Origin of the sequence: Paraburkholderia acidiphila (assembly GCF_009789655.1) — a bacterium.
GTDB classification, from domain to species: domain Bacteria; phylum Pseudomonadota; class Gammaproteobacteria; order Burkholderiales; family Burkholderiaceae; genus Paraburkholderia; species Paraburkholderia acidiphila.
In genome coordinates this window covers 2,044,405-2,066,479 of the sequence record NZ_CP046909.1, presented here as the reverse complement: position 1 = coordinate 2,066,479, position 22,075 = coordinate 2,044,405, and the positions used below count along the sequence as shown (strand labels likewise).

The 22,075-nt window shown below is 61.0% G+C and carries 19 protein-coding genes; 11 read left to right on the top strand and 8 right to left on the bottom strand.

The features are described from left to right. The first annotated feature begins 123 nt into the window (after positions 1 to 123). The 3 genes from FAZ97_RS09235 to FAZ97_RS09225 all read left to right on the top strand — a co-directional run bounded on the left by FAZ97_RS09235 (position 124) and on the right by FAZ97_RS09225 (position 3,296). Positions 124 to 1,401, top strand: a complete 1,278-nt coding sequence (locus tag FAZ97_RS09235; protein ID WP_158758173.1) for a hypothetical protein — start codon at positions 124 to 126, stop codon at positions 1,399 to 1,401. A 333-nt stretch (positions 1,402 to 1,734) separates the two neighbouring features. Next, positions 1,735 to 2,277: a hypothetical protein gene (locus FAZ97_RS35190; RefSeq protein WP_199272048.1), complete on the top strand. Its 543-nt coding sequence runs from the start codon at positions 1,735 to 1,737 to the stop codon at positions 2,275 to 2,277. 2 nt (positions 2,278 to 2,279) lie between these two features. Beyond that, a complete protein-coding gene (locus FAZ97_RS09225; RefSeq protein ID WP_158758172.1) occupies positions 2,280 to 3,296 on the top strand; it encodes an adenylate/guanylate cyclase domain-containing protein in 1,017 nt (338 codons plus the stop codon). 436 nt (positions 3,297 to 3,732) lie between these two features. Here FAZ97_RS09225 and FAZ97_RS09220 read toward each other — a convergent pair whose 3' ends face one another. Together FAZ97_RS09220 and FAZ97_RS09215 are read right to left on the bottom strand one after the other, a co-directional pair. Then, positions 3,733 to 4,308 (bottom strand): hypothetical protein, encoded by a 576-nt coding sequence (locus tag FAZ97_RS09220; protein ID WP_158758171.1) that lies wholly within the window; start codon positions 4,306 to 4,308, stop codon positions 3,733 to 3,735. Positions 4,309 to 4,607: 299 nt separating this feature from the next. Then, positions 4,608 to 6,287 carry a P-loop NTPase fold protein gene (locus FAZ97_RS09215; RefSeq protein WP_158758170.1) on the bottom strand — a complete coding sequence of 560 codons (1,680 nt, stop codon included), beginning with the start codon at positions 6,285 to 6,287 and terminating at the stop codon, positions 4,608 to 4,610. 565 nt (positions 6,288 to 6,852) lie between these two features. On the opposite strand from FAZ97_RS09215, the gene FAZ97_RS09210 reads away from it, so the two are divergent. The 3 genes from FAZ97_RS09210 (at position 6,853) to FAZ97_RS35340 (ending at position 8,633) form a co-directional block, all read left to right on the top strand. Further along, positions 6,853 to 7,101: a hypothetical protein gene (locus FAZ97_RS09210; protein WP_158758169.1), complete on the top strand. Its 249-nt coding sequence runs from the start codon at positions 6,853 to 6,855 to the stop codon at positions 7,099 to 7,101. Between the two features lie 210 nt (positions 7,102 to 7,311). Further along, positions 7,312 to 7,836, top strand: a complete 525-nt coding sequence (locus FAZ97_RS09205) for a hypothetical protein (RefSeq protein ID WP_158758168.1) — start codon at positions 7,312 to 7,314, stop codon at positions 7,834 to 7,836. Positions 7,837 to 7,925: 89 nt separating this feature from the next. Continuing rightward, complete coding sequence (locus FAZ97_RS35340) at positions 7,926 to 8,633, top strand: hypothetical protein (RefSeq protein ID WP_233271558.1); 708 nt, start codon at positions 7,926 to 7,928, stop codon at positions 8,631 to 8,633. 68 nt (positions 8,634 to 8,701) lie between these two features. Here the strand turns inward: FAZ97_RS35340 and FAZ97_RS09195 are convergent, their stop codons facing one another. Beyond that, on the bottom strand, positions 8,702 to 8,869 hold the full coding sequence (locus FAZ97_RS09195) for a hypothetical protein (protein ID WP_158758167.1): 168 nt from the start codon (positions 8,867 to 8,869) through the stop codon (positions 8,702 to 8,704). Between the two features lie 258 nt (positions 8,870 to 9,127). On the opposite strand from FAZ97_RS09195, the gene FAZ97_RS09190 reads away from it, so the two are divergent. Further along, positions 9,128 to 10,480 (top strand): hypothetical protein, encoded by a 1,353-nt coding sequence (locus FAZ97_RS09190; RefSeq protein ID WP_158758166.1) that lies wholly within the window; start codon positions 9,128 to 9,130, stop codon positions 10,478 to 10,480. Between the two features lie 320 nt (positions 10,481 to 10,800). Here FAZ97_RS09190 and FAZ97_RS09185 read toward each other — a convergent pair whose 3' ends face one another. The 3 genes from FAZ97_RS09185 to FAZ97_RS35595 all read right to left on the bottom strand — a co-directional run bounded on the left by FAZ97_RS09185 (position 10,801) and on the right by FAZ97_RS35595 (position 12,528). Further along, on the bottom strand, positions 10,801 to 11,145 hold the full coding sequence (locus FAZ97_RS09185; protein WP_158758165.1) for a hypothetical protein: 345 nt from the start codon (positions 11,143 to 11,145) through the stop codon (positions 10,801 to 10,803). After that, a complete protein-coding gene (locus tag FAZ97_RS09180; protein WP_158758164.1) occupies positions 11,142 to 11,561 on the bottom strand; it encodes a hypothetical protein in 420 nt (139 codons plus the stop codon). The genes FAZ97_RS09185 and FAZ97_RS09180 overlap by 4 nt, the downstream gene beginning before the upstream one ends. A gap of 838 nt (positions 11,562 to 12,399) precedes the next feature. After that, positions 12,400 to 12,528 carry a hypothetical protein gene (locus tag FAZ97_RS35595; protein ID WP_267904740.1) on the bottom strand — a complete coding sequence of 43 codons (129 nt, stop codon included), beginning with the start codon at positions 12,526 to 12,528 and terminating at the stop codon, positions 12,400 to 12,402. Positions 12,529 to 13,071: 543 nt separating this feature from the next. Between FAZ97_RS35595 and FAZ97_RS09175 the strand changes: the two genes are divergently transcribed. The 4 genes from FAZ97_RS09175 to FAZ97_RS09160 all read left to right on the top strand — a co-directional run bounded on the left by FAZ97_RS09175 (position 13,072) and on the right by FAZ97_RS09160 (position 20,859). After that, positions 13,072 to 14,694 (top strand): NAD(P)/FAD-dependent oxidoreductase, encoded by a 1,623-nt coding sequence (locus FAZ97_RS09175; RefSeq protein ID WP_158759111.1) that lies wholly within the window; start codon positions 13,072 to 13,074, stop codon positions 14,692 to 14,694. A 289-nt stretch (positions 14,695 to 14,983) separates the two neighbouring features. Beyond that, positions 14,984 to 15,841 (top strand): translesion DNA synthesis-associated protein ImuA, encoded by an 858-nt coding sequence (gene imuA, locus FAZ97_RS09170; protein ID WP_158758163.1) that lies wholly within the window; start codon positions 14,984 to 14,986, stop codon positions 15,839 to 15,841. Further along, positions 15,750 to 17,354 (top strand): Y-family DNA polymerase, encoded by a 1,605-nt coding sequence (locus FAZ97_RS09165; protein WP_158758162.1) that lies wholly within the window; start codon positions 15,750 to 15,752, stop codon positions 17,352 to 17,354. The genes imuA and FAZ97_RS09165 overlap by 92 nt, the downstream gene beginning before the upstream one ends. Before the next feature lie 34 nt (positions 17,355 to 17,388). Beyond that, positions 17,389 to 20,859, top strand: a complete 3,471-nt coding sequence (locus tag FAZ97_RS09160; protein WP_158758161.1) for an error-prone DNA polymerase — start codon at positions 17,389 to 17,391, stop codon at positions 20,857 to 20,859. Between the two features lie 62 nt (positions 20,860 to 20,921). On the opposite strand, the gene FAZ97_RS09155 is transcribed toward FAZ97_RS09160, so the two are convergent. Next, entirely contained in the window at positions 20,922 to 21,839 is a 918-nt protein-coding gene (locus FAZ97_RS09155) for a dTDP-4-dehydrorhamnose reductase family protein (protein WP_158758160.1), read from the bottom strand. Positions 21,840 to 21,850: 11 nt separating this feature from the next. Continuing rightward, a complete protein-coding gene (locus FAZ97_RS09150; protein ID WP_158758159.1) occupies positions 21,851 to 22,057 on the bottom strand; it encodes a heavy-metal-associated domain-containing protein in 207 nt (68 codons plus the stop codon). Positions 22,058 to 22,075 lie beyond the last annotated feature (18 nt).

Here is a 22,075-nt window from a genome sequence, read left to right as displayed (position 1 = left end):
TCTGTGTAGCGCGCCCACCATTTTGGGCGTTGTAGACAAGCTAAGGCGCGCCGGCCCCGGGCCAAACACGCGAAGCCCACGCCATCGGGCAAAGTTAGCCATCTAAAGCAATTCTGAGGCGCCATGAAAAAAGGACTATTGCTCGGGGCAGGATTTTCCTACGACCTAGGAATGCCAACGGCGTACGAATTGACGGAGGTTTTTCTAGGCTTGTTTGACAAGCGGAACACGGCTCGTTTAGTCGCCGGGTTAGGAAATTTCCAGCCCTACTCAGCCGACAGGCCAATAAATAAGGCAGCAATCGCCGAGAGTTTCGACCTGCTACTCGGATATAAAGACAAAAAAGGCGGGAACTATGAAGAGCTGTTGGCAAAAATCCAAGATCTAGCTGGTCAGCCTGGGAAACCTCAGACAGATAAAGATTCACATCATTTCGTATTTGGCGTTTTTTACGAAATCATACATACCATACTTTCCGTTTATCAAGCCGCATCATATGAGATACTATATGCAAAGAATTTGGAGTGGTTTTCGAAGCTATCTAATTTACTCTCAGATAATGAGACTTGGGTTTTCTCGCTAAATCACGACTTGTTTTTTGAGTTTCTTTCGATCGACCTTAAAATACCCGTAACTTATGGTGACATGGAAAGAATCGATTTCCCTGTTAGCAACATTGAGATGCACAATGTGGTCCCGCTAAGTTACGCGCAAAGGAAAGACTACAAGATCGGCAGCGAGGGATTTTTCAAGGGACGACTCGGTGTCAATCTTGTCAAACTCCACGGCAGCCTTACTGAGTTGGAATACAAGGATGGCAGCATGATCTGCAATCCGCTTCTGACTGTACGTTCGTCGTTCGACCTGATGGAGACATTTCGAAAGGTAGAACGAATGGGGTATTACGTTCAGAATAGGCGCGTCCCGTCTGGTCGGGATCGAGCCGTAACAAATTCGAAGGGGGAACTCGACATAATCTGCAAATCAATGCTGACTGGCGGAAAAAAATATAGCACCACAGTAAACGAAAAGGCCGGCGAAGAAAAACTGAAAGTGTTCGATGACGTTCTGCGCCAGATAGATCAATTGACTATTATCGGGTACGGATTCGGTGATAGGCACGTAAATTTTAGGCTCTCAAACGCCATGGCTCGCTACGATAATCTTACTATTCAGATAGTTGATCCCGCCCGCAATAAAGCGCCGGAGTTTTTGCAGCCATTCGATTACGACGGGAAAATTAAGCTGGCGATGTGTGGTGCCGCGCACTGGATGGATTATTGCAAGAGCAATTCGTGGGATTCCAAGCAAATAGAAGCACTGAAAGAGAATTCGAAGTATCGAACAGAAATCAAGAAGTCAGTGCAGAAGACATTGCAGGGAATTTACAAACTCGGATAGGCGCCCGAGCAAGAATAGCGCGCCAAAGCTGAGAAATTGGGGCTCCGCGGACGCGGCATGCGGAGGATCCGCCGCCGACCGCGCCGCCGGGACACGCGAACGACTGAATTCGTCTGGTCACGCGCGCCGCATGCACTTCGCTCGCTAGGTGGGCTTCATGCGCTCTGCCACTGGATTGCGCGGAATGACTTCATGATAGGTGCTAGCCGAGTACTTCAAGCGCAGCGTTTAGGCGCGGCCCATCACCTACGGTCACTTCGCGCACCTAGCCACCACGTCAAGATGTTGTGGATTGCGGCTATAATGTATCCACATTTTGTGGAGCCTGCGGCCATGGATGACGCGGAGCGCTTGAGGCTGTATCAGGGTATGGCGGAAGTGTCCCGCAAATGGGTCACGACCCTCGACGCGAAAGCGGGGTTTATTGCGGCCATCAACGCAGCCCTGCTCGGCTTCATCTGGACGACCACAAAACTGCCTACTGCCGCAGCCTCCACCCCGTGGCCGCACCGGCTCGGCTTCTTTGCAACCGGCCTTTCGCTGATCTCATTGTGCCTTGCGATGGTAGTTGTGGTGCCGCGCATCCGGCTCAGCTCAGCTCCCCCAACGCGCGAGCCAAACTCAAAGCCGTCCGTAGAAGCCGTGACGTTCTACGGTTTCGTTGCGGCCAAATACCCGGCAAGCCGAGCCACGCAATTCGCGGAAGACGTGTTGCAGATGCCGGATAGCGATCTCGCGCGAGAAGCGCTTGAGCAGCACCATGCGATCTGCCACGTGGCGCACACAAAAAACTGCAACGTTTCCTGGGCTGGATTTTTTTGGTTTGCTGCAATGATGGCGACCATTCTCGGTATCGCCAGCAGCGTAGCGGGGTAGCGATGGAATCGAACTGGCGTAAGTATTCAAGTAACGACAGCGATGGGCGGATTCGGGCCATCCTCGATTTGCCCGCGGGAAACTATCAAGAAGTTGAAGCGATCCCCGCGCGGAGCCGGCTGACGTTCGACAACGGCTTCTACGTGAAGTGCGCCGCTGTCTTTATCGACATTCGCGGCAGCTCTTCGCTACCCGACAAGCATACACGTCCGGTGCTCGGAAAGATCTATCGAACATATATTTCGGAGTGCAGTGCTGTTCTGAACAGCTACACGTGCTGCAAGGAAATATATGTCGCCGGCGACTGCGTAAGCGGCATCTTCGATACGTCGGCCGGTAGTGGCGTGCAAGAAGCATTTAACGCAGCCTGCGCGCTCAACGCACTGGTCCAGCATTTGAATTACCGCTTCGAGCAGAAGGGGTACGTGCCGATCCGATGTGGGATAGGGGTCGCGTACGGGCGTGCGCTGATGATCAAATCAGGATTCAACGGCGCCAGTATAAACGAGGTTGTCTGGATGGGCGATGTGGTCAACGAAGCCTCGAACCTTTGCCACCAGGGAAACCGGGATGGCAGCGCCCCAATTCAGGTGTCGTCTGAGGTCTATCAAAAGCTCGGGCCAAGTGACCGATTCCTGCTGCAGTGTGTCTTCGCTATGGACGCGAGTGTCGATCACTATCAGGGCGATCTCGTGAACATTGAGATGAAACAGTGGCTGCATGCGCAAGTCAGCCGGGACAGAAGGCCGAGTCTGATCCCAAACGCTTTGCTAAACTTGCCAACGCTATCGCAATACCCGCAGTTCGGGTTAGGTTCTCTGCTCTCACCACCGCCACCCAGTACGCAGATGACTGTGGCACCACTTCTTATTCCGAGTTTGCTGGGCGATTTATCTAACGGCGGAACCACCCCCTTGAGCCTTGCCGACCTGCTCAAGCCCCAACCACCGTTTCCCAATTCGCTGCTAGGCGTCCCCGGCAATTCGACATCGCTTGCCGACCTTTTACGTGAAAAATAAACATGCAGATGAGCGAGCACCCGGCGGGCTCCTTCGCGGCCGTGTGTTGGCGAGCAAAGTGTGCCTTGCCGCATCGTGGCGAATAGTCTGCCAGCCTCCAGCTAGACATTACGAGGAAAGCCGTGTACATCTTCGAAGTGACAACGCCCGGTACGTGGCTCAAGTGTAAAGACCGAGACTGAGAACGGAAGATTCGTGACATTCTCGACAGCCTCAAGACTCAGTTTTTCGAGACGAATACAGCACTAAATCTATTTGAAGAAGTCGGTCGGCACCCAACAGCAGCCGCGTCCTTCCCGAGAGCAGAGGCTAACCGACTTTAAGCGGCGCGCCGAGATTCAGAGCAGGTCAGAGCAGAACTGGGCGATGAATTTTCACTCAGCGCCTTTGAACGTATCACCTATGAAACCGGCGGCAGGATTGATGTGATCTAAGTCTAAACGGCGATGCAACGAGACTCATGGCTACGTCGCAAAGAGCTCTTTGCGAAGACAGATTTCTCGCCAATTACCCTGGCTGCATTGTGCGCTTGGCGAAAACAGTGGGTGTTGTGATCGACAGTTTTGCCAGACGCAGTGAGGTGAAGAACGTTTCCGAAGCTTCCCCAAAACATGTTCATCTGGCCGTATATCTCACGGCAGACCTCAGAAGCCTCGGGTGCGTGAAAATCGACGATCATCAATAGCTCGTCAGCCTTCTCGCACAAGGTCATGTATTTCGCGTTGAAGTCATCCACAGACATTGTCGCTGTCCACATGATGTTAAGACCGGTCACTGAGAACTCTCTGCCGATGTAGCTAAGGAGTTTGTGCGCGATGGCCAACTGAGCCGCCGCCGACTCGTTGGCCGCCGTCAAGGCATCGTGTCGTGCTTTCCCTCTTGTAAGCTCGATTTGGAAGTGGTTGTTGATCTTCTGGTTTGCTATCTGGGTGCGGCTGGTGATGGAAACCCCCAGGAGTGTAGAGACTGCTCCCGCAAAGCCAACAAACGCTGTCAGATAGATGGGTTCCATGGTGTATTGGAAGTAAAGGCGAAATGTAAGCAAGTTACGAAGTATAGCGAGCGGTACGTTCATGCCCGGCAAGAAAAAGGCGGAGCCTTTCTGGCAAACATCGCATTCGGCTGACTGATAGATGGACTTTCACCGCATAGCATTTTGCTCTCACCTTGGTCTTCCGTTTGAGCTTGCGCGGCGAAGCTAGGCGTGCTTGGCATCAGACGCGTAAAGGGTCATGAGGCTTTGCTGCGTTCGCACCTCGGTAGTGTTTCAGCGATAGGCTGCCGGTACACCCTTCCAGGCGAAACTACACCTCAGGCGTTCCTCTCCAGATTTCGCAACCGTTTTACGCGAATCTCGTTGAGCGTTGACGTTTTCGCGATCTCGTCTAGCGCGGCGGTCACCCTGACGGCAATGGGCAAGGTTGCCGGTCCCCGATAGTGCGCTGCGCTATAGAGACACTTGATTAGTGTGTGCAGCCCCTCACCCTGGCTTTCCTTGAACAGGGCGACGAAGTCATCAGCCGATGCATTCGCCAGTGTCGCCACCGTTCTGTCGTCCCAATTCCGGTCCTCCACCAGGAGCCTCGCCGCGGTCGCCAGATCGAGTGGGCCTTCTGCGTCCGCGATGACCTCGGCGAATCGCTGCCGCAGCTTCTCGTCGTCCACATCCCTGCTAATGTGAGAAGCGTCAATCCTGAAGAGGCCGGTGTGGCCTGCATTCAGTTCCACGTACTTGTCAATCACCTGATCGGCCTCGGCGCTGAAGCCGAGCTCACGTAGTAGCTTGACCGTGCTGTTCAGATTGCGCGGCGATATCACTCTCGCTGCGACCTCGACAGCGCTGACGAAATCCAGCACCAGATCCTCTGCTGTACCGTCGATTCTATTGTGAAACTTGTTCCACGCTTCGTCGAAGATGCGTTCCAGCTTTGCCCGGTCGACAACCTCGTCCAGCGCCCGGGCGTGCCTTGCAAGTTCCGAGCCGTGCGCGTAGCCGTTCTTCAACACAGACAACACTTCTGTGTCGAACTCGTCACATGCCGTGAATCCGCACGCATGCAGCTTGTCGCGCCACGACTGGTCGATATTATCCTTACCCACGCCGACGGCGGCTGAATGCCAGTTATAGCGGGTCACCTGTTCAGGGCTCGGAAAGCCGGTGCCTCCCTCATACAAGGCTCCGGCAAATACCGCGACCGCAGTTGCAGCCTGCTGATTGACCGAGTCGGAACGGTTCCCGATTTCACCATGGACAATCCGCAGCCCATTCGCGATCTTCTGAATGGTTCGAATATTGCTGATATTGAGCTTCCTGATGCACGGAATCACGTAGTACCGTAGCGGGGTATCAGCCGGCAAACCAAGGTCGGTGGCTTCGCCATAGGTCGTCACGAACGCCAGCTTCTTGTCTACGACCTTTTCGCTGGCTTTTACGTACTGTTCCGCCCGGTCGCCTAGTTGCTCTTCGTTGAATAGCAGAATGACCTTGCACTGCGACTCGACCTTCAGTTCGGCGACGAGACCCATCAGTTCGTCCATGGTGATGCCTGAGCCAAGGCGCTCGATGTCGTCGATACAAACGATGGTCTTCCGGATCAGCGACGTTGCGACTGTCTCGAGAAGAACCGTTACGTGCTTCCCGCCGTACGGGACTTTCTCCAGCAACCCCATTATTGCGTTGTAGATTGCCCCCCCGCGCCCCTTCTTGAAGAGCGCTTCCGCTTCCTCGACAGCGTCGCCCACTCTTCCTTTCTTGACGGGAAACGGTCTTGTCTTGACCAGAATCATCGAACGAAGGTCGCCGATTGACTTTGCACCGAACGCGGAAACGTACGAATACCAGGCGAGAGCATTCTCACCCTTATATGCCTTGACCATCTCCTGAAGGGCATACGTTTTCCCAACACCCCACTTGCCGCTGATCGCGAGAACCTCGGGCCGTTTGCTGTCCAGAAATTCATTGATAACGCTTTCGATCACGGCCCTGGTCATCGCTCTTCCCCGGAAATCTGGCTGGTCTGAAGAGCGGATACTAGCGTAAATGGCGGACGTTTTGCCGTGCCGGCTCGGTTAACCAACAAGCATCCATCGTGAGATGGACCGGATTCTCTTAGGGCGCGCTGATATTGACTACATGGCGCCATGTTTGGACATGTCGCAACAGAAGATCGGTCACGCCACCAACCTGCAAGACTTATGCAATCTGAATAGACTTTTACTGATCCTCTTTTTGGATATACAGTTTTTCAAACAGCTGCCGATAAAGAAGGGTCATGCGGACGTGTTGAACGCGAATTGCTGATCTGCGATCGGCATGTCGCTGTCGGTATCGTGAACGGGCGGGTTCTCGCACAGAAAAGCGGCACCGTCTAGGACTCGGGCAGAACGTGTCGGCCGTAGATCTCAAGACGATGGTCGAGAGCCTGTGCGAAGGCTCCGCAGTGCTGGGCAAGTAAGCCGGAAAGCGGGGCCTACCGGCCGACGCAATCGGGCAATTGGTAACGCGACCACGTTCGGACAGGTCGAAAGCGATAAGGCAAACGGGAAATTATCAGGAATGCAACTTTACCAATCGTTGAGCAAAGAATCGGGGATGTACTTCGACAGTGCATCCGCAATCCTCGCGGTGATTTCCGCGGCACTGTGGCTTGCCTCAGCGCGCGTTAATTTTACCTTTGGGTTTGATATGGACGCAGCACTGAACGAGCAAATGAAGCGCGCTAGCAGGTGGAATGCCGGGGCGGCCACAGCAGCTGCCGTCACAGCCGTAGTTGTAGCTGCAAAAGCCTTCCTCGTCGCGTCATAAGGCAGAGGGTTGTCTCAGGGGGCGGCCGTTGCGGCAGTGGCCGGTAATGTGGCCGCATCCCTTGGCGCCGCGACAAGCGACAACGCCTTGCTCGCGACTGCCCATCGACGCCAGGTACTCAAGTACTAGGCCCTTGGCGTATCCATTTTGTCTCTTGGCCGGAACTGATGCCTGCGCCGGTCACCTCGCCAATCCGATATATCTGAGATTATGCACATCGAATACGTAGCTGCTGGAATCGGAATCTTTATCCTTGGCTGTTGGGCAATTGGCCTGCGGAAAAAGCTCCCCGAGAATGCGATTGAGAAAGTGCCGGTGAGCGCAAAGGGACCACTCGCGTTTTATTTGCTGGCGAGTCTGAACCTGGTCTTCATCGCTGCGCTCATTCTCGCGGTGTTGTTCAACCTGACGCCCCTGAGCTCGGCTCCACTCACGTGGATTGTTATTGTTTCTGTCGTTTATGGGCTCTCGGCGATCTGGATCGGCTACACGATTGCGATGGCTCGCCTGAACGAAAGTGAAGGGAAGACGAAGCAAAAGAACCTCATCAAATTCCGGATCGAATGCATGGGCGTTGTGTCCACGATCGCAGGTGCGTTGGCGATTATCTTGAACACACTCGCACTGAGTCATGATACGAAATTCATCGCGATCGTATGTGGTTGCGCCTTCCTCCCGACAGCCGCCGGCGCGACCGGGCGCAAACTTGCGCTCGCCCATTACGACGCAAAGTGACCAGAGCACAGGCATGGCGGAATTCATCCCCCTGACGAACCGGTGCCCGGTGCACATGTACCGAATGTGGACGCGACCCTCATCGACTCATGTTGATCTTCCTGGCGAGCAGAGGTTTCGCGGATCTGATCGGTGCAGCAGGGGTCCACACTCAGGAGTTGCACGATCCCCTTTTCAAGCCGCAGGAATGCGGAGAGGACGGGATCTCACGCATATTGCTTGTCCTCGCCATTACCGCGCGAGTCGTTGACGATGCCCACGCACGCGTCCTCGAACTGGTCGCCATGCCGTACGGCCGGCTGATCCCGGACATGCGCAATCCGGAACGATCGGTAGACCTCGAGCCGCGCGAAGCGTGCAAGAAGGTCATCCATGCACAGCGGCGCAACTTTGATGTCGAACACAACGACAATGGGCGGCCGTACGGGGAAAGAGAGCACATGAAGCACACGGTTTCGGAAATGAAGCATATCTCCAGCAGCACAGACAACGCTCGAGCAGAAGTTGCTGAATTTTGCGCAGAGGTGCTCATCGAAGCGCGAGCGCGGTTCGATCTCGTCAAGTCGATCGTCGAGCTCCGCTCGATCCTCGACTCGAAACAACTGGCAATCGCCGCTGACGCCAGAGCCGGTATTCGCCACATCCATGCGGGAGTTCAGGCGGTGGTTGATTATCACCATCACCAGCGCGGCGCGTTGGACGGCCGGTTCGATGAGACGCTGGCAACGACCGCGAAGTACCTCGACGACGTCGAGGCCTTGTACAGTTGGCTCGACAAATTGTACTCACGGAATTGACCATGCCGCCTGTGCCGGGTCGGCTAATGCCCGGCGCATCACACGCTATCCAACGCACGAGGACGTAGCTACACGATCTGGTGATCGGTCACGTAAAGCTTGTAGACCACAACGCCGTCCGCATCCTGCCCAATGTAGCCTTTGCCTTCGTATCGCTCGCCTCCTTCCTTGTTTTGGGTAAGGGCTATGCGCCTGCAATCCAGGTCGAGCTTGCCGAGGCGAAATGCGTCGATCATTTCGTCAATGTTCGTTCTCGGTTCTCTCGGGGCCTTGAGGCACGTTTGTTGTATCTGGACGTGGCCACAAACAACGTCTTCTATTCTACGAGGGCGAGACGCAAGGCCGAGTGAAGCGGCGCATGCGCCGCGGTCTGAGCGCCACGCGGTTGTCGTCGCCAGCGCATGCGTTTCCTTCCTCCCGCTTGCGCGACCGCAATCCTCGCTCGACGCCGATGATGCTTACGGCGCCTGTTGGCTCTCCAGTAGCGGACTCGTATGCATATTGACCACACGAAGCAGCGAAATACGCCCCTTAGCGTTACTGAGGCTACGGCGCGTCTGGAGCCGTTCGGCCTTACGCTGACGAGCAAGCACATTGGTGGTGTCGTGACAACATCGACGTTTGTGGACGTTGTTTGCGCAACCGGCCACAAGATGCGCCGACGCTACGGTGACATTCGTAAGCGCGGATGCCCCTACTGCAAAGCGCCGTTCGGAGAGCGCGTCCTCTATGGTCTCCTTCGTCACTATGTCGTTGGTCCGGACGACTGGAAGCGCATGGTTGTGCGGGGCCTCGATCCAAAGGATCCGAAACGGAAAGTAATCTTCGATGCTGCCTCGCCAACTCGCAAAATAGCGATCGAGAATCATAGTGGGTATCATGAGCCCGGCAGGGATGTGCCGATATTCCAACGGAGCCTTTCGAATGCGGAGCGCTTGCGTCTGGATGGCCTGAAAGAAGCCAGGGCGACGAACGGCAGGCACCAAGGTGGCCCACTGAATGGTTGGAGGGTTGGCGTTGTCTGGTTTGAAGCAGATCGACTCGCCAAGCTTTCCAGGGCAACTAAATCCTATCTGCCGATTGTGATTGACGAGTTCAAGAGCATTGCAAAGCTGCTGCGCCTCAAGCTGCGGTCGGATGATGTTGAAATCGATGCCACGAAGGTTTTCGCTGCTCTTGGCAGGAAGCCGTTGGAGAGAATCGGGCGTGAATTCGACCTCATGGGACCTTGGCGTGGTATAGCGTACGTACATCGCTGGCGACATTCATGCGGGGGCGAATTTACAAAACTGGCTCGGGCATTGGAGAACAAGGCGCCGGGCAAAACTGGGTGCCCGTTTTGTGACAAGGAAGGCAGATACGGCAGATGGCTTAATTTTCTCGGTCGCTTGGAACAACACGGTTACCGATTCGCCGGTCGAAACAGATACTCAATATGCACAGAGCATCAAGTTGTGCCATTGCGCTGTGTTACGCACCCTTCAGCAAAAGTGCGCAAGCTGACTCGCTCTGACATTTACAAATGGCTCGATGCACCGGCCTCGAGAAGTTTGCCGCCACCGTGCATGAAATGCAGGGTGGCCTACACGCAACACATGCTAGATAAAATGAGGCAGCACCGCGAAGCCGAACGACTTAAGCTCAATGAGCGGTTGGAGCTGTTCGGGTTCACAATGGTGACCATGCTTCCGACGTCAACCCGTGATTCAAAGACTGGAGCAATACATGCACAAAGGAATGAAATACAGTGCTTGAATTGCGGTTACCGCTGGTCGGTATTCGTCGCCCAGCGTCTGTCCAAAGCAAAAAGAAGCGGCCAGATGAGCTGCCCAAACTGCGACCCGTAAAAGGAATTCGATTCGAGGGTCGCCCCCTTCTGAAGATGGGGCAATAGGGCGTCCGTCGCTCTTGAACCGGCAATTTTCGGGTCGCGCGACCAATTCACCCACGTGCTGCGCTATAGAAAATCCGACTCAGTAGAACACCACTGTATGAGACTTTTCCACGGCCCTCGCGTGTGTAAAACCTGCCCGCGGCCATGCCGCACGCTAGAGGCAGGTTATATGCACGTCGCACGCAGTGCGAGGCGGTGGGAAAGCCGCTTAGCGTCAACCGAGCTTAGCGCTTGTAGTGACGCACAATGAAGGCCGGCTTGATGCAGCATGGGTTAGCGCCGAGGATTGTTTGCTCGCCATTCGGCGAGAAATGCGAGCCGTTCAGCTTCCGAGAGGATGCCGGCGAAGGGAGACGTTTGCCGCAGGTCCGTTGCATGCTCGCCCGGATTGGTCATCAAGTCGATCGTTTTATCGACGCCCTGATCGATTATCGTACGCCACTCGATGAGGTAGAGCTCCGCGCGATTGCGCGGGTTCTTTGTCCAGCGATCAAGGTTCTCCCGCGCCGTGTTGAGCAGCGCCGGATTGCGCCGGATTTTTTCGGCTATGAGCCGGTGCAGCGCGAGGCTGCGCCGATGCTTCTCCAGATACAGGTGTGCGGGATGGCCTTTCATCATCGCGGAAACTTTCCGTCGAGCCAGTCCTGCCAGTCCTGCGAGTAGGCGCATGGACCTTCGGATTCGATCGATGGCTGTCCCGATCCATAGAGCGCGCTCGAGAATGCCGTGCGGTACGGTTCAGGGATGTTGCGCAGCCGGACGGCGAACGCCCTGCCGTTGCGCTCAATCACTGGCACGGTGTCGCGTAACGCAAGACGCTCGCCGTCGCTCATGACGATAGGGATCGGGGCCGGCCCCGGCCGGCTCTCGCGCACGATGTAGGCTGGCTTGATGCCCTTCGCCTCGAGCGCCGCTACCGCCCTGACGACGGCCGTGTTGGCCCTGTCCAGGAATTCCGGGCTGGTGATAAACCGGCCCAGCTGGTCCCGTTTCGGGTTGCCGCCGGTCAGTTGCTTCGGGTTGTCATTGCTCACGTCATGGCTCCTTGAAACGCGTAAGCGCCCCTTCCGGGCTTGAGAGGAAGGGGCGCGACCGGTTCACCTCACCGGCGGGCGTTGCCATTCCCAGCTTTCCCCTAACCTGCACCACAATTCGGGTTGCTGTCCGCTGGCATCGGACTGTAGTTCGGCGCAAGGGTCCAGCCGTCAAGCTGACCGCTATTCGGATTCACCTGGCAAATAGCGTTGTAGCCTGTCGCGGTGTAGGGATTACCTTGTTGACCACAGACGTTGACGGTGGCTGTGTACGGAGTGCCTATCAAATTTACCCAAAACGAAGTATCGGTCGAAACCATGCTGCCTGTTGGCATTACGCCATACTCGGACCATGTAGTCAGTGGGGGCTGATAGACCACCCAGCCACCTTGCCCAGCGATGTATTGCACCGAAACGACCGTGTACTGATATCCATATGACGGATCGAGCGAGTATCCCGCAGGTAGTGAGGCTGCACACATCGTTTGCATCTGCGGCACAGTCGGCTGTGGCGGCGGTGGTGGTGGATTAGGTGTGCATCCGAGGCCAACCCAACTGGAGCCATTCCACACTGGCGAGCTCGACTCCAGATCCCCAGTTGGGCACGTTGGCGGCGCTTGGTACGCGCACTGCGGCTGGCTCCAGTGTGAGCCCTGCCAAACTGAGGGGGATGTGGTGGTCCAGCCATCGCCGGTGGAACACGGAGGCTGCGCCTGCGGGGCATAGTGCAATGGAGTCACACAGGTGGAATCCTGGTTTCCCGTCTGGCAGATCTGCGCCTTCGCGGCAGGGGCAAGGCACAGCAGCGGCAACAGCAACTTCAAGGCGAGGCGCGTGCTCATTGGCGGCCTCCCTTCGCGAGTTGCTGATATCCCCGGCTCTCCCAGATGCCGTAAAGGTAGCCCCATACGGCGGGCGCGGCTGGCTGGCCCTCCCGGATCAGCTCCTCGAGGCGAGCCGTGGTCATGCGATGGGGGCTCTCCAGCTCGAGCACGACTGAGAGATCGCTATCGAGCGAGAGGGTTTGGCACGGGTGGAACGATAAAATGGCGTCAGCCAAGGTCGATCTCCTCAGTAGATCGGTTGTGGTCAGGCCTGGTGGGGTGTTGGTAGCACCCTGCGTAGGCCGCTCAAGCCTTTAATTTTCGGGCGGGGATCGAGGGCAGCCGAAATTTCCAAAAAGTCCGGTCCCATCGCCCGGGAAGCCGCGTCGTCGTGTGTTAAAATTCTGCGGGTATGTTTGGAAGGTGTTCCCGGCAAAGCCATGCTAGGCAAGGTTCCGGGCTACCCTATAGGGGCTGATTTGGGATCAGAGGGTCGTAGGTTCGAATCCTATCGCTCCGACCAGCAATACCGAGGGGTTACACGCCATTGGCCTGTAGCCCCTTTTTCTTTTCCTCGCATCGCTTGGCTTGCGTTTCGTCGTACGGCCGCGTTCCATTTGAAAAGCCGCCGAGCTTATAAAATACGGATCGGCCACAACTCCCGTGGCGATCGCACCCTGGCAGCCATGTTACGTTTATCCGAAGTCAAACTTCCCCTCGACCACGCCGAAAGCGAACTTGAAGCCGCGATTCGCGGACGCCTCGCGGAACTCGGCGTAGCGGCAGACGCGCTCGTCCGTTACACCGTCTTCCGCCGTGCGCACGACGCACGCAAGCGTTCGGATATCAAGCTGACCTATATCGTCGACATCGAAGTCAAGGACGAGGCGAAGGTGCTTAAGCGGATCGCCGGCAAGCCGCATTGCGGGGTGACACCGGATATGACCTATCGCTTTGTCGCGCAGGCGCCGGAGCACTCGACGCGTCCGCGCCCGGTGGTCATTGGCATGGGGCCGTGCGGGCTGTTCGCGGGCCTCATCCTCGCGCAGATGGGCTTTCGCCCCATCATCCTCGAACGCGGCAAGGCCGTGCGCGAGCGCACCAAGGACACCTTCGGCCTGTGGCGCAAGTCGGTGCTCAACCCTGAATCCAACGTGCAGTTCGGCGAAGGCGGGGCCGGCACGTTTTCCGACGGCAAGCTGTACAGCCAGATCAAGGATCCGCACCACTACGGCCGCAAGGTGCTCGAGGAGTTCGTCAAGGCGGGCGCGCCGGAAGACATCCTGTATCTGAGCCGCCCGCACATCGGCACGTTCCGGCTCGTGAGCATGGTGGAAAAGATGCGCGCCACCATCCACGAACTGGGCGGCGAAGTGCGCTTCGAAACCCGCGTCGAAGACATCGAGATCGAGCAGGGCAAGGTGCGCGCGCTCAAGCTCTCGAACGGCGAGACGCTGCCGTGCGACCACGTCGTGCTGGCTGTGGGCCACAGCGCGCGCGACACGTTCCAGATGCTGCACGATCGCGGCGTGTTCATGGAAGCCAAGCCGTTTTCGCTGGGTTTTCGCATCGAGCATCCGCAGGGGCTGATCGATCGCAGCCGCTTCGGCAAGTTTGCCGGCCACAAGCAGCTCGGCGCGGCCGACTACAAGGTGGTCCATCACGCCAACAATGGCCGCGCGGTCTACAGCTTCTGCATGTGCCCCGGCGGCACGGTGGTCGCGGCGACCTCCGAACCCGGCCGCGTGGTCACCAACGGCATGAGCCAGTATTCGCGTGCCGAGCGCAACGCGAATGCGGGCATCGTCGTCGGCATCACGCCGGAGGACTTTCCGGGCGGACCGCTCGCAGGCATCGCGTTCCAGCGCAAGTGGGAAGAGCGCGCGTTCGAACTCGGCGGCGGCAATTATCAGGCGCCGGGGCAACTGGTCGGCGACTTTATCGCCGGCCGGCCGTCGACGTCGCTGGGCTCCGTGGTGCCGTCCTATAAGCCTGGCGTGCATCCGACCGATCTCAGCACCGCGTTGCCCGACTACGTGATCGAAGCCATCCGTGAGGCTCTTCCGCAGATCGACAAGAAGATCGCGGGCTTCGCGATGCACGATGCGGTGCTCACGGGCGTCGAGACGCGCACGTCGTCGCCGCTGCGGATTCGCCGCAAGGACGATTACCAGAGCGTGAACGTCGAAGGGCTATATCCGGCTGGCGAAGGCGCCGGGTATGCCGGCGGCATCTATTCGGCGGCCATCGACGGCATCGAAGTGGCGCAAGCCGTGGCGCTCAGCATGACATCGGCGCACGCGTCCTGATAGCCGGAAACGGCGGGCGGGACGCGTCGGCGCGTCCCCCGCCTGTCCCTTGTGCTCCCCTCAGTGCGCCCTTCAGCGTGCGCGCTATTCACCTGCCTTAAATTTGCCCCGGACGTAAGCCCTAACGTCCGGGAATGATCCCGTCCCATTTCCTCCCTTCCTCAAATCTCATAAAATACTGTATAAATATACAGGTGGAGGCGAGCCGACCTCCTTCCTGCCGATGCCCCATTTCTTGCCGGGCAGGGCGGGGCGTTCCCATCAACCAGGCTCAACCAGGCCACGAACCATGGCAGCAGCAGCCCAGATCACTGCGCAGACCGCCGCGCAACTCGCCGCGCATTTGCCCCCCCGGCTGCAAAGCCGCGTGTGGCAAGGCGATCAGCTCGCGCACGCCAGCGAGCGCTCGGTGCCGAGCGGTCACGTCACGCTCGACGCCCGGCTCCCGGGCGCCGGCTGGCCCGCGGGCAGCCTGACCGAATTGCTCGTCGAGCAGGGCGGCGTGGGCGAGATGCGGCTCGTAGCTCCAGCGCTGCGCACGCTCACCGCGCAGGCGGGCCGGCACGTGCTGCTCGTCGCGCCGCCGTGGCGCCCGTACGCCTGTGCGCTCAAGGCGTGGGGGCTTGCGCTCGAGCGCGTGATCTGGGTGCGCGCGGCCGAAGACGAGGCCGCCTGGGTGGCCGAGCAGGCGCTCAAGCAGGAAGGCATGGGCGCCGTGCTGCTCTGGCAGACGAAGGCGCGCGCCGACGCCGTGCGCCGTCTGCAGGTCGCCGCCCAGGATTCGCAGGCGCTCGCGTTTCTCGTGCGGCCGCTCGCCGCGCGCAACCAGTCGTCGCCGGCGCCGCTGCGCATGACCTGCTCGCCGGTGCCGCCGCCCGACGACGCGAACCTGAACCGGCGGCAATGGATGCAGCTCGCCGCGCTCTCCGTCGATATTTTCAAGCGCCGCGGGCCGCCGCCCGCCCAGCCACTCGTCATTACATTGCCGCTGCAGGACGCGGTGCTGCCCCAGCCGGACGCAGCCTCCGTCGTCATGCCGTGGCCCGGGGTCAATCATGCTGTGGATCGCCGTCACCTTGCCGTTGTTGCCGCTGGAGGCCGTCAGACCTCTGATGCCGCCGGCGCCGTCAACGCCGCGCCTGCCTGAAAGCGCCGATGCCGAAGCCGATGCCGCCAGCGCGCCGCGCTGCTACGCGCTTGCCGACCACGCGCGCATCCTGATCGCCGATCTCGACGCGCTGCGCCTGGGCGTCGAGCCCGGCAACACGCGCTCGCATGCGCTGGCGCTCGCGCCGGGGCTCGTGCTGCTCGAAGCCGATCCGGCGCGCGAGACCCGCGCGTTCGAGGCGCTCGCGCTCGCGTTGCTCGCCTATACGCCCAAGGTGTCGTTCGCGCAGTCGCACACGCTGTTGCTCGAAGTCGGCTCGGGGTTGCGTCTGTTCGGCGGCGTGCGCGCGCTGCTCGGGAAGGTGGCGGCGACGGTGGCGGGCTGCGGGCACGCCGCGCGCATCGCTTGCGCGCCCGCGGCGTGGGGCGCGTGGACGCTCGCGCAGGCGCGCGTCACGCGTTCGTCGCGCCGCTGGCACGTGCTCAAGGAAACGACGCTCGCGCGCGTGCTCGATTCGCTGCCGGTCACGCTCGCGCCGTTCGCCGCGCAGCACGACCACGCGCTCACGCAGATCGGCTGCGCGACGCTCGGCGATCTGCGGCGGCTGCCGCGCGAGGGCATCGTGCGGCGTTTCGGCGACGGCGTGCTCGGCTGGCTCGCGCAGGCGCGCGGCGAAGCGCCCGATCCGCGCGTCTGGTTCGCCGCGCCGCCGTCGTTTCACGCGGCGCTCGAATTGCAGGCGCGCGTGGAGAGCGCCGAGGCGCTGCTCTTTGCCGCGCGGCGCCTCGTGATGCAGCTGGCCGGCTGGCTCGCCGCGCAGCATGCGGCGCTGAGCGGCTTCGAATTGCGTCTGGAGCACGAACTGGCTTCGCGGCATGCGCCGCGCACTTCGACGCTCGCGATCGCGTGGGCGTCGCCTTCGCGCGACGCCGAGCATCTGCTGTGGCTGCTGCGCGAGCGCCTGAATCAGACCGAGCTTGCCGCGCCCGTCATTGGCCTTGCGCTCGTTGCCTCGCAGGTGAGCGAATACGCGGCGCCCACCGACACGCTCTTTCCGATGGCCGAGGCCGCCGAGGCGTCGTTCGGGCAGCTCTTCGAGCGCATCGGCGCGCGGCTTGGCGAGCAGAACGTGCTGCAGCTTTTCGTCGAGGACGATCATCGGCCCGAGCTGGCGATGTCGGCGCGGCCTTACCGTGAGAGCGGCGCGAAGCGCGCGCGCAAGCCGCGCAAGGCAGGCAAGCCGCAGCAGGAAGCGGGCGCGAGCGCGCCCGTGCAAAGCGCGTTCGATCTGCCCGAGGTGCCGCTGCCGACCCAGCCGCGTCCGGCGTGGCTGCTCGAAAAGCCGCTCAAGCTCGCGATGCGCGACGATCGCCCGGTTTATCGACGGCCGCTGAAGACGCTCACGCGCACCGAGCGCATCGAGTCCGGCTGGTGGGACGGCGAGGGCGTCGGGCGCGACTACTACGTCGCCGCCGACGACCAGGGCCGCATGTTCTGGCTGTATCGCGAGCGCATCGGCGGCCAGTGGTATCTGCAAGGGCTGTTCGGCTAGCGCTTGTTCGTCGTTCATTCGGGTTTCAGGAATCATGTCGACCAGCGGGACGGGCGCGTCATCGCCTTCACAGTTGCCTGCGCAGTTGCCTGACTACGCGGAACTGCACTGCCTCACCAACTTCACCTTCCTGCAAGGCGCGTCGCGCCCGGGTGAGATGGTCGAGCAGGCGATCCGCCATGGCTACCGTGCGCTCGCGATCACCGACGAATGCTCGTTCGCGGGCGTCGTGCGCGCTTACAGCGCGCTCAACGAATACGACGAGGCGCGCAAAAAGGCGCATGACGAAGCCGTGCGCGAGGCCCGCGAGCGCGGCGGCAACACAGCCGCCGCGGCCTTGGGTGCGTTCGAACCGTCGCTGCATCTGCTGATCGGCAGCGAGCTGAATCTCGTCGATGAGCATGGCGCGCCGTTCTGCACGATCGTTGCGATCGCAATGAATCGCGAAGGCTACGGCAACCTGTGTGAGCTGATCACGCTTGCGCGCTCGCGTGCGGCGAAGGGCAGCTATCGCGTGCATCCCGCCGATTTCACCGAGCCCGAGCCGGACTTCGAGCATCTGAAACACTTGCGCGACTGCGTGCTGCTGCTCGTGCCGCAGCGCACGGCCACGCTCGCGCAAACGCTGCGCGCCGCGCACTGGCTCGCGGGCTTCGCGGCCGAACGCGCGTGGCTTGCGCTCGAGCTCTGGCAAACCGGCGGCGACGACACGCAAATCGAAGTGCTGCGCCACGTCTCGCAGGAGAGCGGCCTGCCGCTCGTCGCCGCGGGCGGCGTGCTGATGCACGCGCGTTCGCGCAAGCCGTTGCAGGACACGTTGAGCGCGATTCGCATCGGCAAGCCGCTTGCTGCGTGCGGGCGCGCGCTGGAGGCGAATGCGGAGCGGCATCTGCGCTCGCGCGTGCGGCTTGGCGCGATTTATCCGCGTGAGGCGCTCGACGCGACGCTCGATGTCGCGCGCCGCTGCACGTTTTCGCTCGGCGAGCTGGCCTACGAATATCCCGAGGAACTGGTGCCGCCCGGCGAAACGCCCGGGACGTGGTTGCGCAAGCTCGTGATGAAGGGCGCGCTGGAGCGCTGGCCCGACGGCCTGAACGACAAGCGCCGCAATCAGATCGAACAGGAGCTCGAGCTCATCGACGAGCTGAAGTACGAGAAGTACTTCCTCACGGTGCACGACATCGTCCGCTTCGCGCGCGAGCAGAAGATCCTGTGCCAGGGGCGCGGCTCGGCGGCGAATTCGGTGGTCTGCTATTGCCTGAAGATCACGGAGATCGACCCCGTGCGCATGAACATGCTCGTGGCGCGCTTTCTCTCTCGCGCGCGCAACGAGCCGCCCGACATCGATGTCGACTTCGAGCATCAGCGCCGCGAAGAAGTCATTCAGTACATCTACCGCAAGTACGGCACGCGCCGCGCCGCGCTGGCCGCGACGCTCATCACCTATCGCTCGCGCAGTGCGTTGCGCGACGTGGGCAAGGCGCTCGGCCTCGACAATGCGCTCGTTGAAAAGCTCTCGGGCGCGCATCAGTGGTGGGATGGCCCCGACTCGATCGCGCGCCATCTGGAGGAGGCGGGCTTTTCGCCGGACTCGCACGTCACGCAGCAGCTCATTCGTCTCACGCGCGAGTTGCGCGGTTTTCCGCGCCATCTCTCGCAGCACGTGGGCGGTTTCGTGATCGCGCGCGACAAGCTTTCGCGGCTCGTGCCGATCGAAAACGCGGCGATGAAGGACCGCTACGTGATCGAGTGGGACAAGGACGATATCGACGCGCTGCGCCTCCTGAAAGTGGACGTGCTCGCGCTCGGCATGCTCTCGGCGATCCGGCGCTCGCTCGAATTCGTGGCGCTCCGGCGCGGGCTGCCGGAGATGCGCGTGCAGGACATTCCATCCGAGGACCCGGCGGTGTATCGCATGTGCGCCAAGGCCGATACGGTCGGGGTGTTCCAGATCGAGTCGCGCGCGCAGCAGAGCATGTTGCCGCGTTTGCGGCCGCGCACGTATTACGACCTCGTGATTCAGGTGGCGATCGTGCGGCCGGGGCCGATCCAGGGCGACATGGTGCATCCGTACCTCAAGCGCAGGCACGGCGACGAAGCGGTGGAGTACGCGAAGGAAGAATTGCGCCCGGTGCTCGAGCGCACGCTCGGCGTGCCGATCTTCCAGGAGCAGGTGATGCATCTCGCGATGGTCGCCGCCGACTACACCGGCGAGGAGGCCGACAAGCTGCGCCGCGCGATGGCCGCATGGCGGCGCGACGGCGATCTGCGTCCGTATCAGGCGGATCTCACGCAGCGCATGCTCAAGAAAGGCTACTCGCTGGAGTTCGCCGAGCGCATCTGCAAGCAGATCGAGGGTTTCGGCGACTACGGTTTTCCGGAAAGCCATGCGGCGAGTTTCGCGCTGCTCGTGTACACGAGTTCGTGGCTCAAGCGTTACGAGCCCGCGGCATTTCTGGCAGGACTGCTGAACAGTCAGCCGCTCGGTTTCTATTCGCCTTCGCAGCTCGTGCAGGATGCGAAGCGTCACGGCGTGCAGGTGCGTGCGCCCGATATCGCGCTGAGCGACTGGGAGTCGGTGCTGGAGCGGTGCGGCGCACCCGGCGAGCGGCTCGATGCCGAGGCGCTGCGAGTACGCCATGCCGAGGTGACGCGGTATCGCGCGCGGCTGGGCGCGGTTGCGTTGCTGCGTCGAGGCACGCTCAAGCGCGGTGGCGGGCGGCACCGGTTCATGGACGGCACGAAGCGCGTTGTGCGCTCACGCATCGCGCTCGCGCCGCGGCGCTATGGACGCGGCGGCCCGGCCGTGCGCCTCGGCTTCAGTCTCATCAAGGGCTTTTCCGAAGATGCCGCGCGGCGTGTGATGGCGGCGCGCGAGCGCGCGCCGTTCACCGATGTCGACGATCTTGCGCGCCGCGCGGCCCTCACGCGGCGCGAACTGGAGGCGCTGGCGGCGTCGAATGCGCTCGCGAGCATTGCGGGCCACCGGCGCGAGGCGTGGTGGGCCGTGACCGCGCAGCACGCGGTGCCTGCGCTGTTGCGCGATGCGCCCGTCGCCGAGGCGCCGCTCGCGTTGCCGCGCGCTTCCGAGGGCGCGGAGATCGTCGCCGACTATGCGAGCCTGCGTCTCACGCTCAATCGCCATCCGCTCGAACTGCTGCGCCACGGCCTTACGAAGCAGCGATTTCGCACGGCGGAGCAACTGGCGCATTGCCGGCACGGCATGCTCGCGCGCGTGTGCGGGATCGTTACGGTGCGGCAGCGGCCGGGCACGGCGAACGGCACGATCTTCGTTTCTCTGGAAGACGAGACCGGCACCGTCAACGTGATCGTGCACGCGGCGCTCGTCGAGTCGCAGCGCAAGGAGTTGCTGGGGTCTTCGTTGCTGGCGGTGGCGGGCGTGGTGCAGCGCGAAGGCGAGGTGGTGCACCTCGTGGCGCACCGGCTGGAGGACCACAGCCGGCTGCTCGGGCGGCTGGCGACGGAGAGCCGGAATTTTCATTGATTGATCGCGGCGAGTTTCTACGCAGAAACCCGCCGCGCAACGACCGCGTTACGGGCCGCTGCTTAGCACTGCGCGCCGTCTTTCATGAAAGCGTTGAGCACGCCGCGAATCGCCGCGTCGAACGGCGTGCGGCGGCCCATGCCCAGTGTTTCGAGACGGCTCGAATCGAGATGGCAGTTGCGTGGGCGCGGCGTGGCGTCGGTGGGCGTCGGCTGGGCGAGCAGATGCGCTTCTACGCCAAGTGCCTGCGCGATGCGCTCGGCGATGTCGTACTTCGTCATCGGCTCGTCGCCGGACCATTGCGCGATATCGCGCACGGGTGTGCCGTCCGCGCAGCGCAGCAGCAACTCGCGGATCACGAACGCCACATCGGGCGTGAACGTGGGGTAGCGCGTCGCCCACGCGTCCATCGGCGCGGCTTGCGCCCCGGGCTCTGCCGAAGCGCGGATGGCCGGCACAAGGCTCGTGACCGCGGATTCGTGCCAGCCGATGATCGGCCCGTACAGCAACGGCAGGCGCAGCACGAGGGCGTTGTCGCTGGTTTCGAGCAGCGCCTGTTCGCCTTCGAGCTTGCTGCGACCGTAGGCGTTGAGCGGATTGGGCGTGTCGTCGATGCGGTAAGGCGGCTGCGTGCCGTCGAACACGTAATCGGTGGAGATCGACAGCACCCAGGCGCCGTGCTGCCGCGCCGCCGCGGCGACGCTGCGCACCGCATCGACATTGAGCGCGCGCGCCGCCGCCGGATCGTGCTCGCACACGTCGGGGCGGCGCTCGGCGGCGGCCAGCACGATCGCGTCGGGCGCTTCGCGCTCGACGAATGCGTTCACGGCCTGCGCGTCGCGCACATCGAGCACGCTCTGCTGCGGGCCGCCGTGGCGGAACGCAGTCGGTACGACTTGCCACGGCGTTTCTGCGGCGAGTTCGCGGACGATGGCGCGACCAAGCAGGCCCGACGCGCCGATCACGGCAACCTTGAACATGGCGCGGCCTGTCAGACGCTGGCCGTGCCGACGACGGTGTAGCCGGCTTCGTCAATGGCCGACTTCAGGACTTCGGCGCTCTGGCTCGATTCGACCCTCACGCGGCCGGCGACCAGATCGATCTCGACTTTGGCTTGCGCGTCGTGTTCGTGGATCGCGCGCGTGACGGCGCCGACGCAGTGCTGGCAGCTCATGCCTTCGACGTTGAACTGGATCATCGTGTGTTCCTTTTTCAG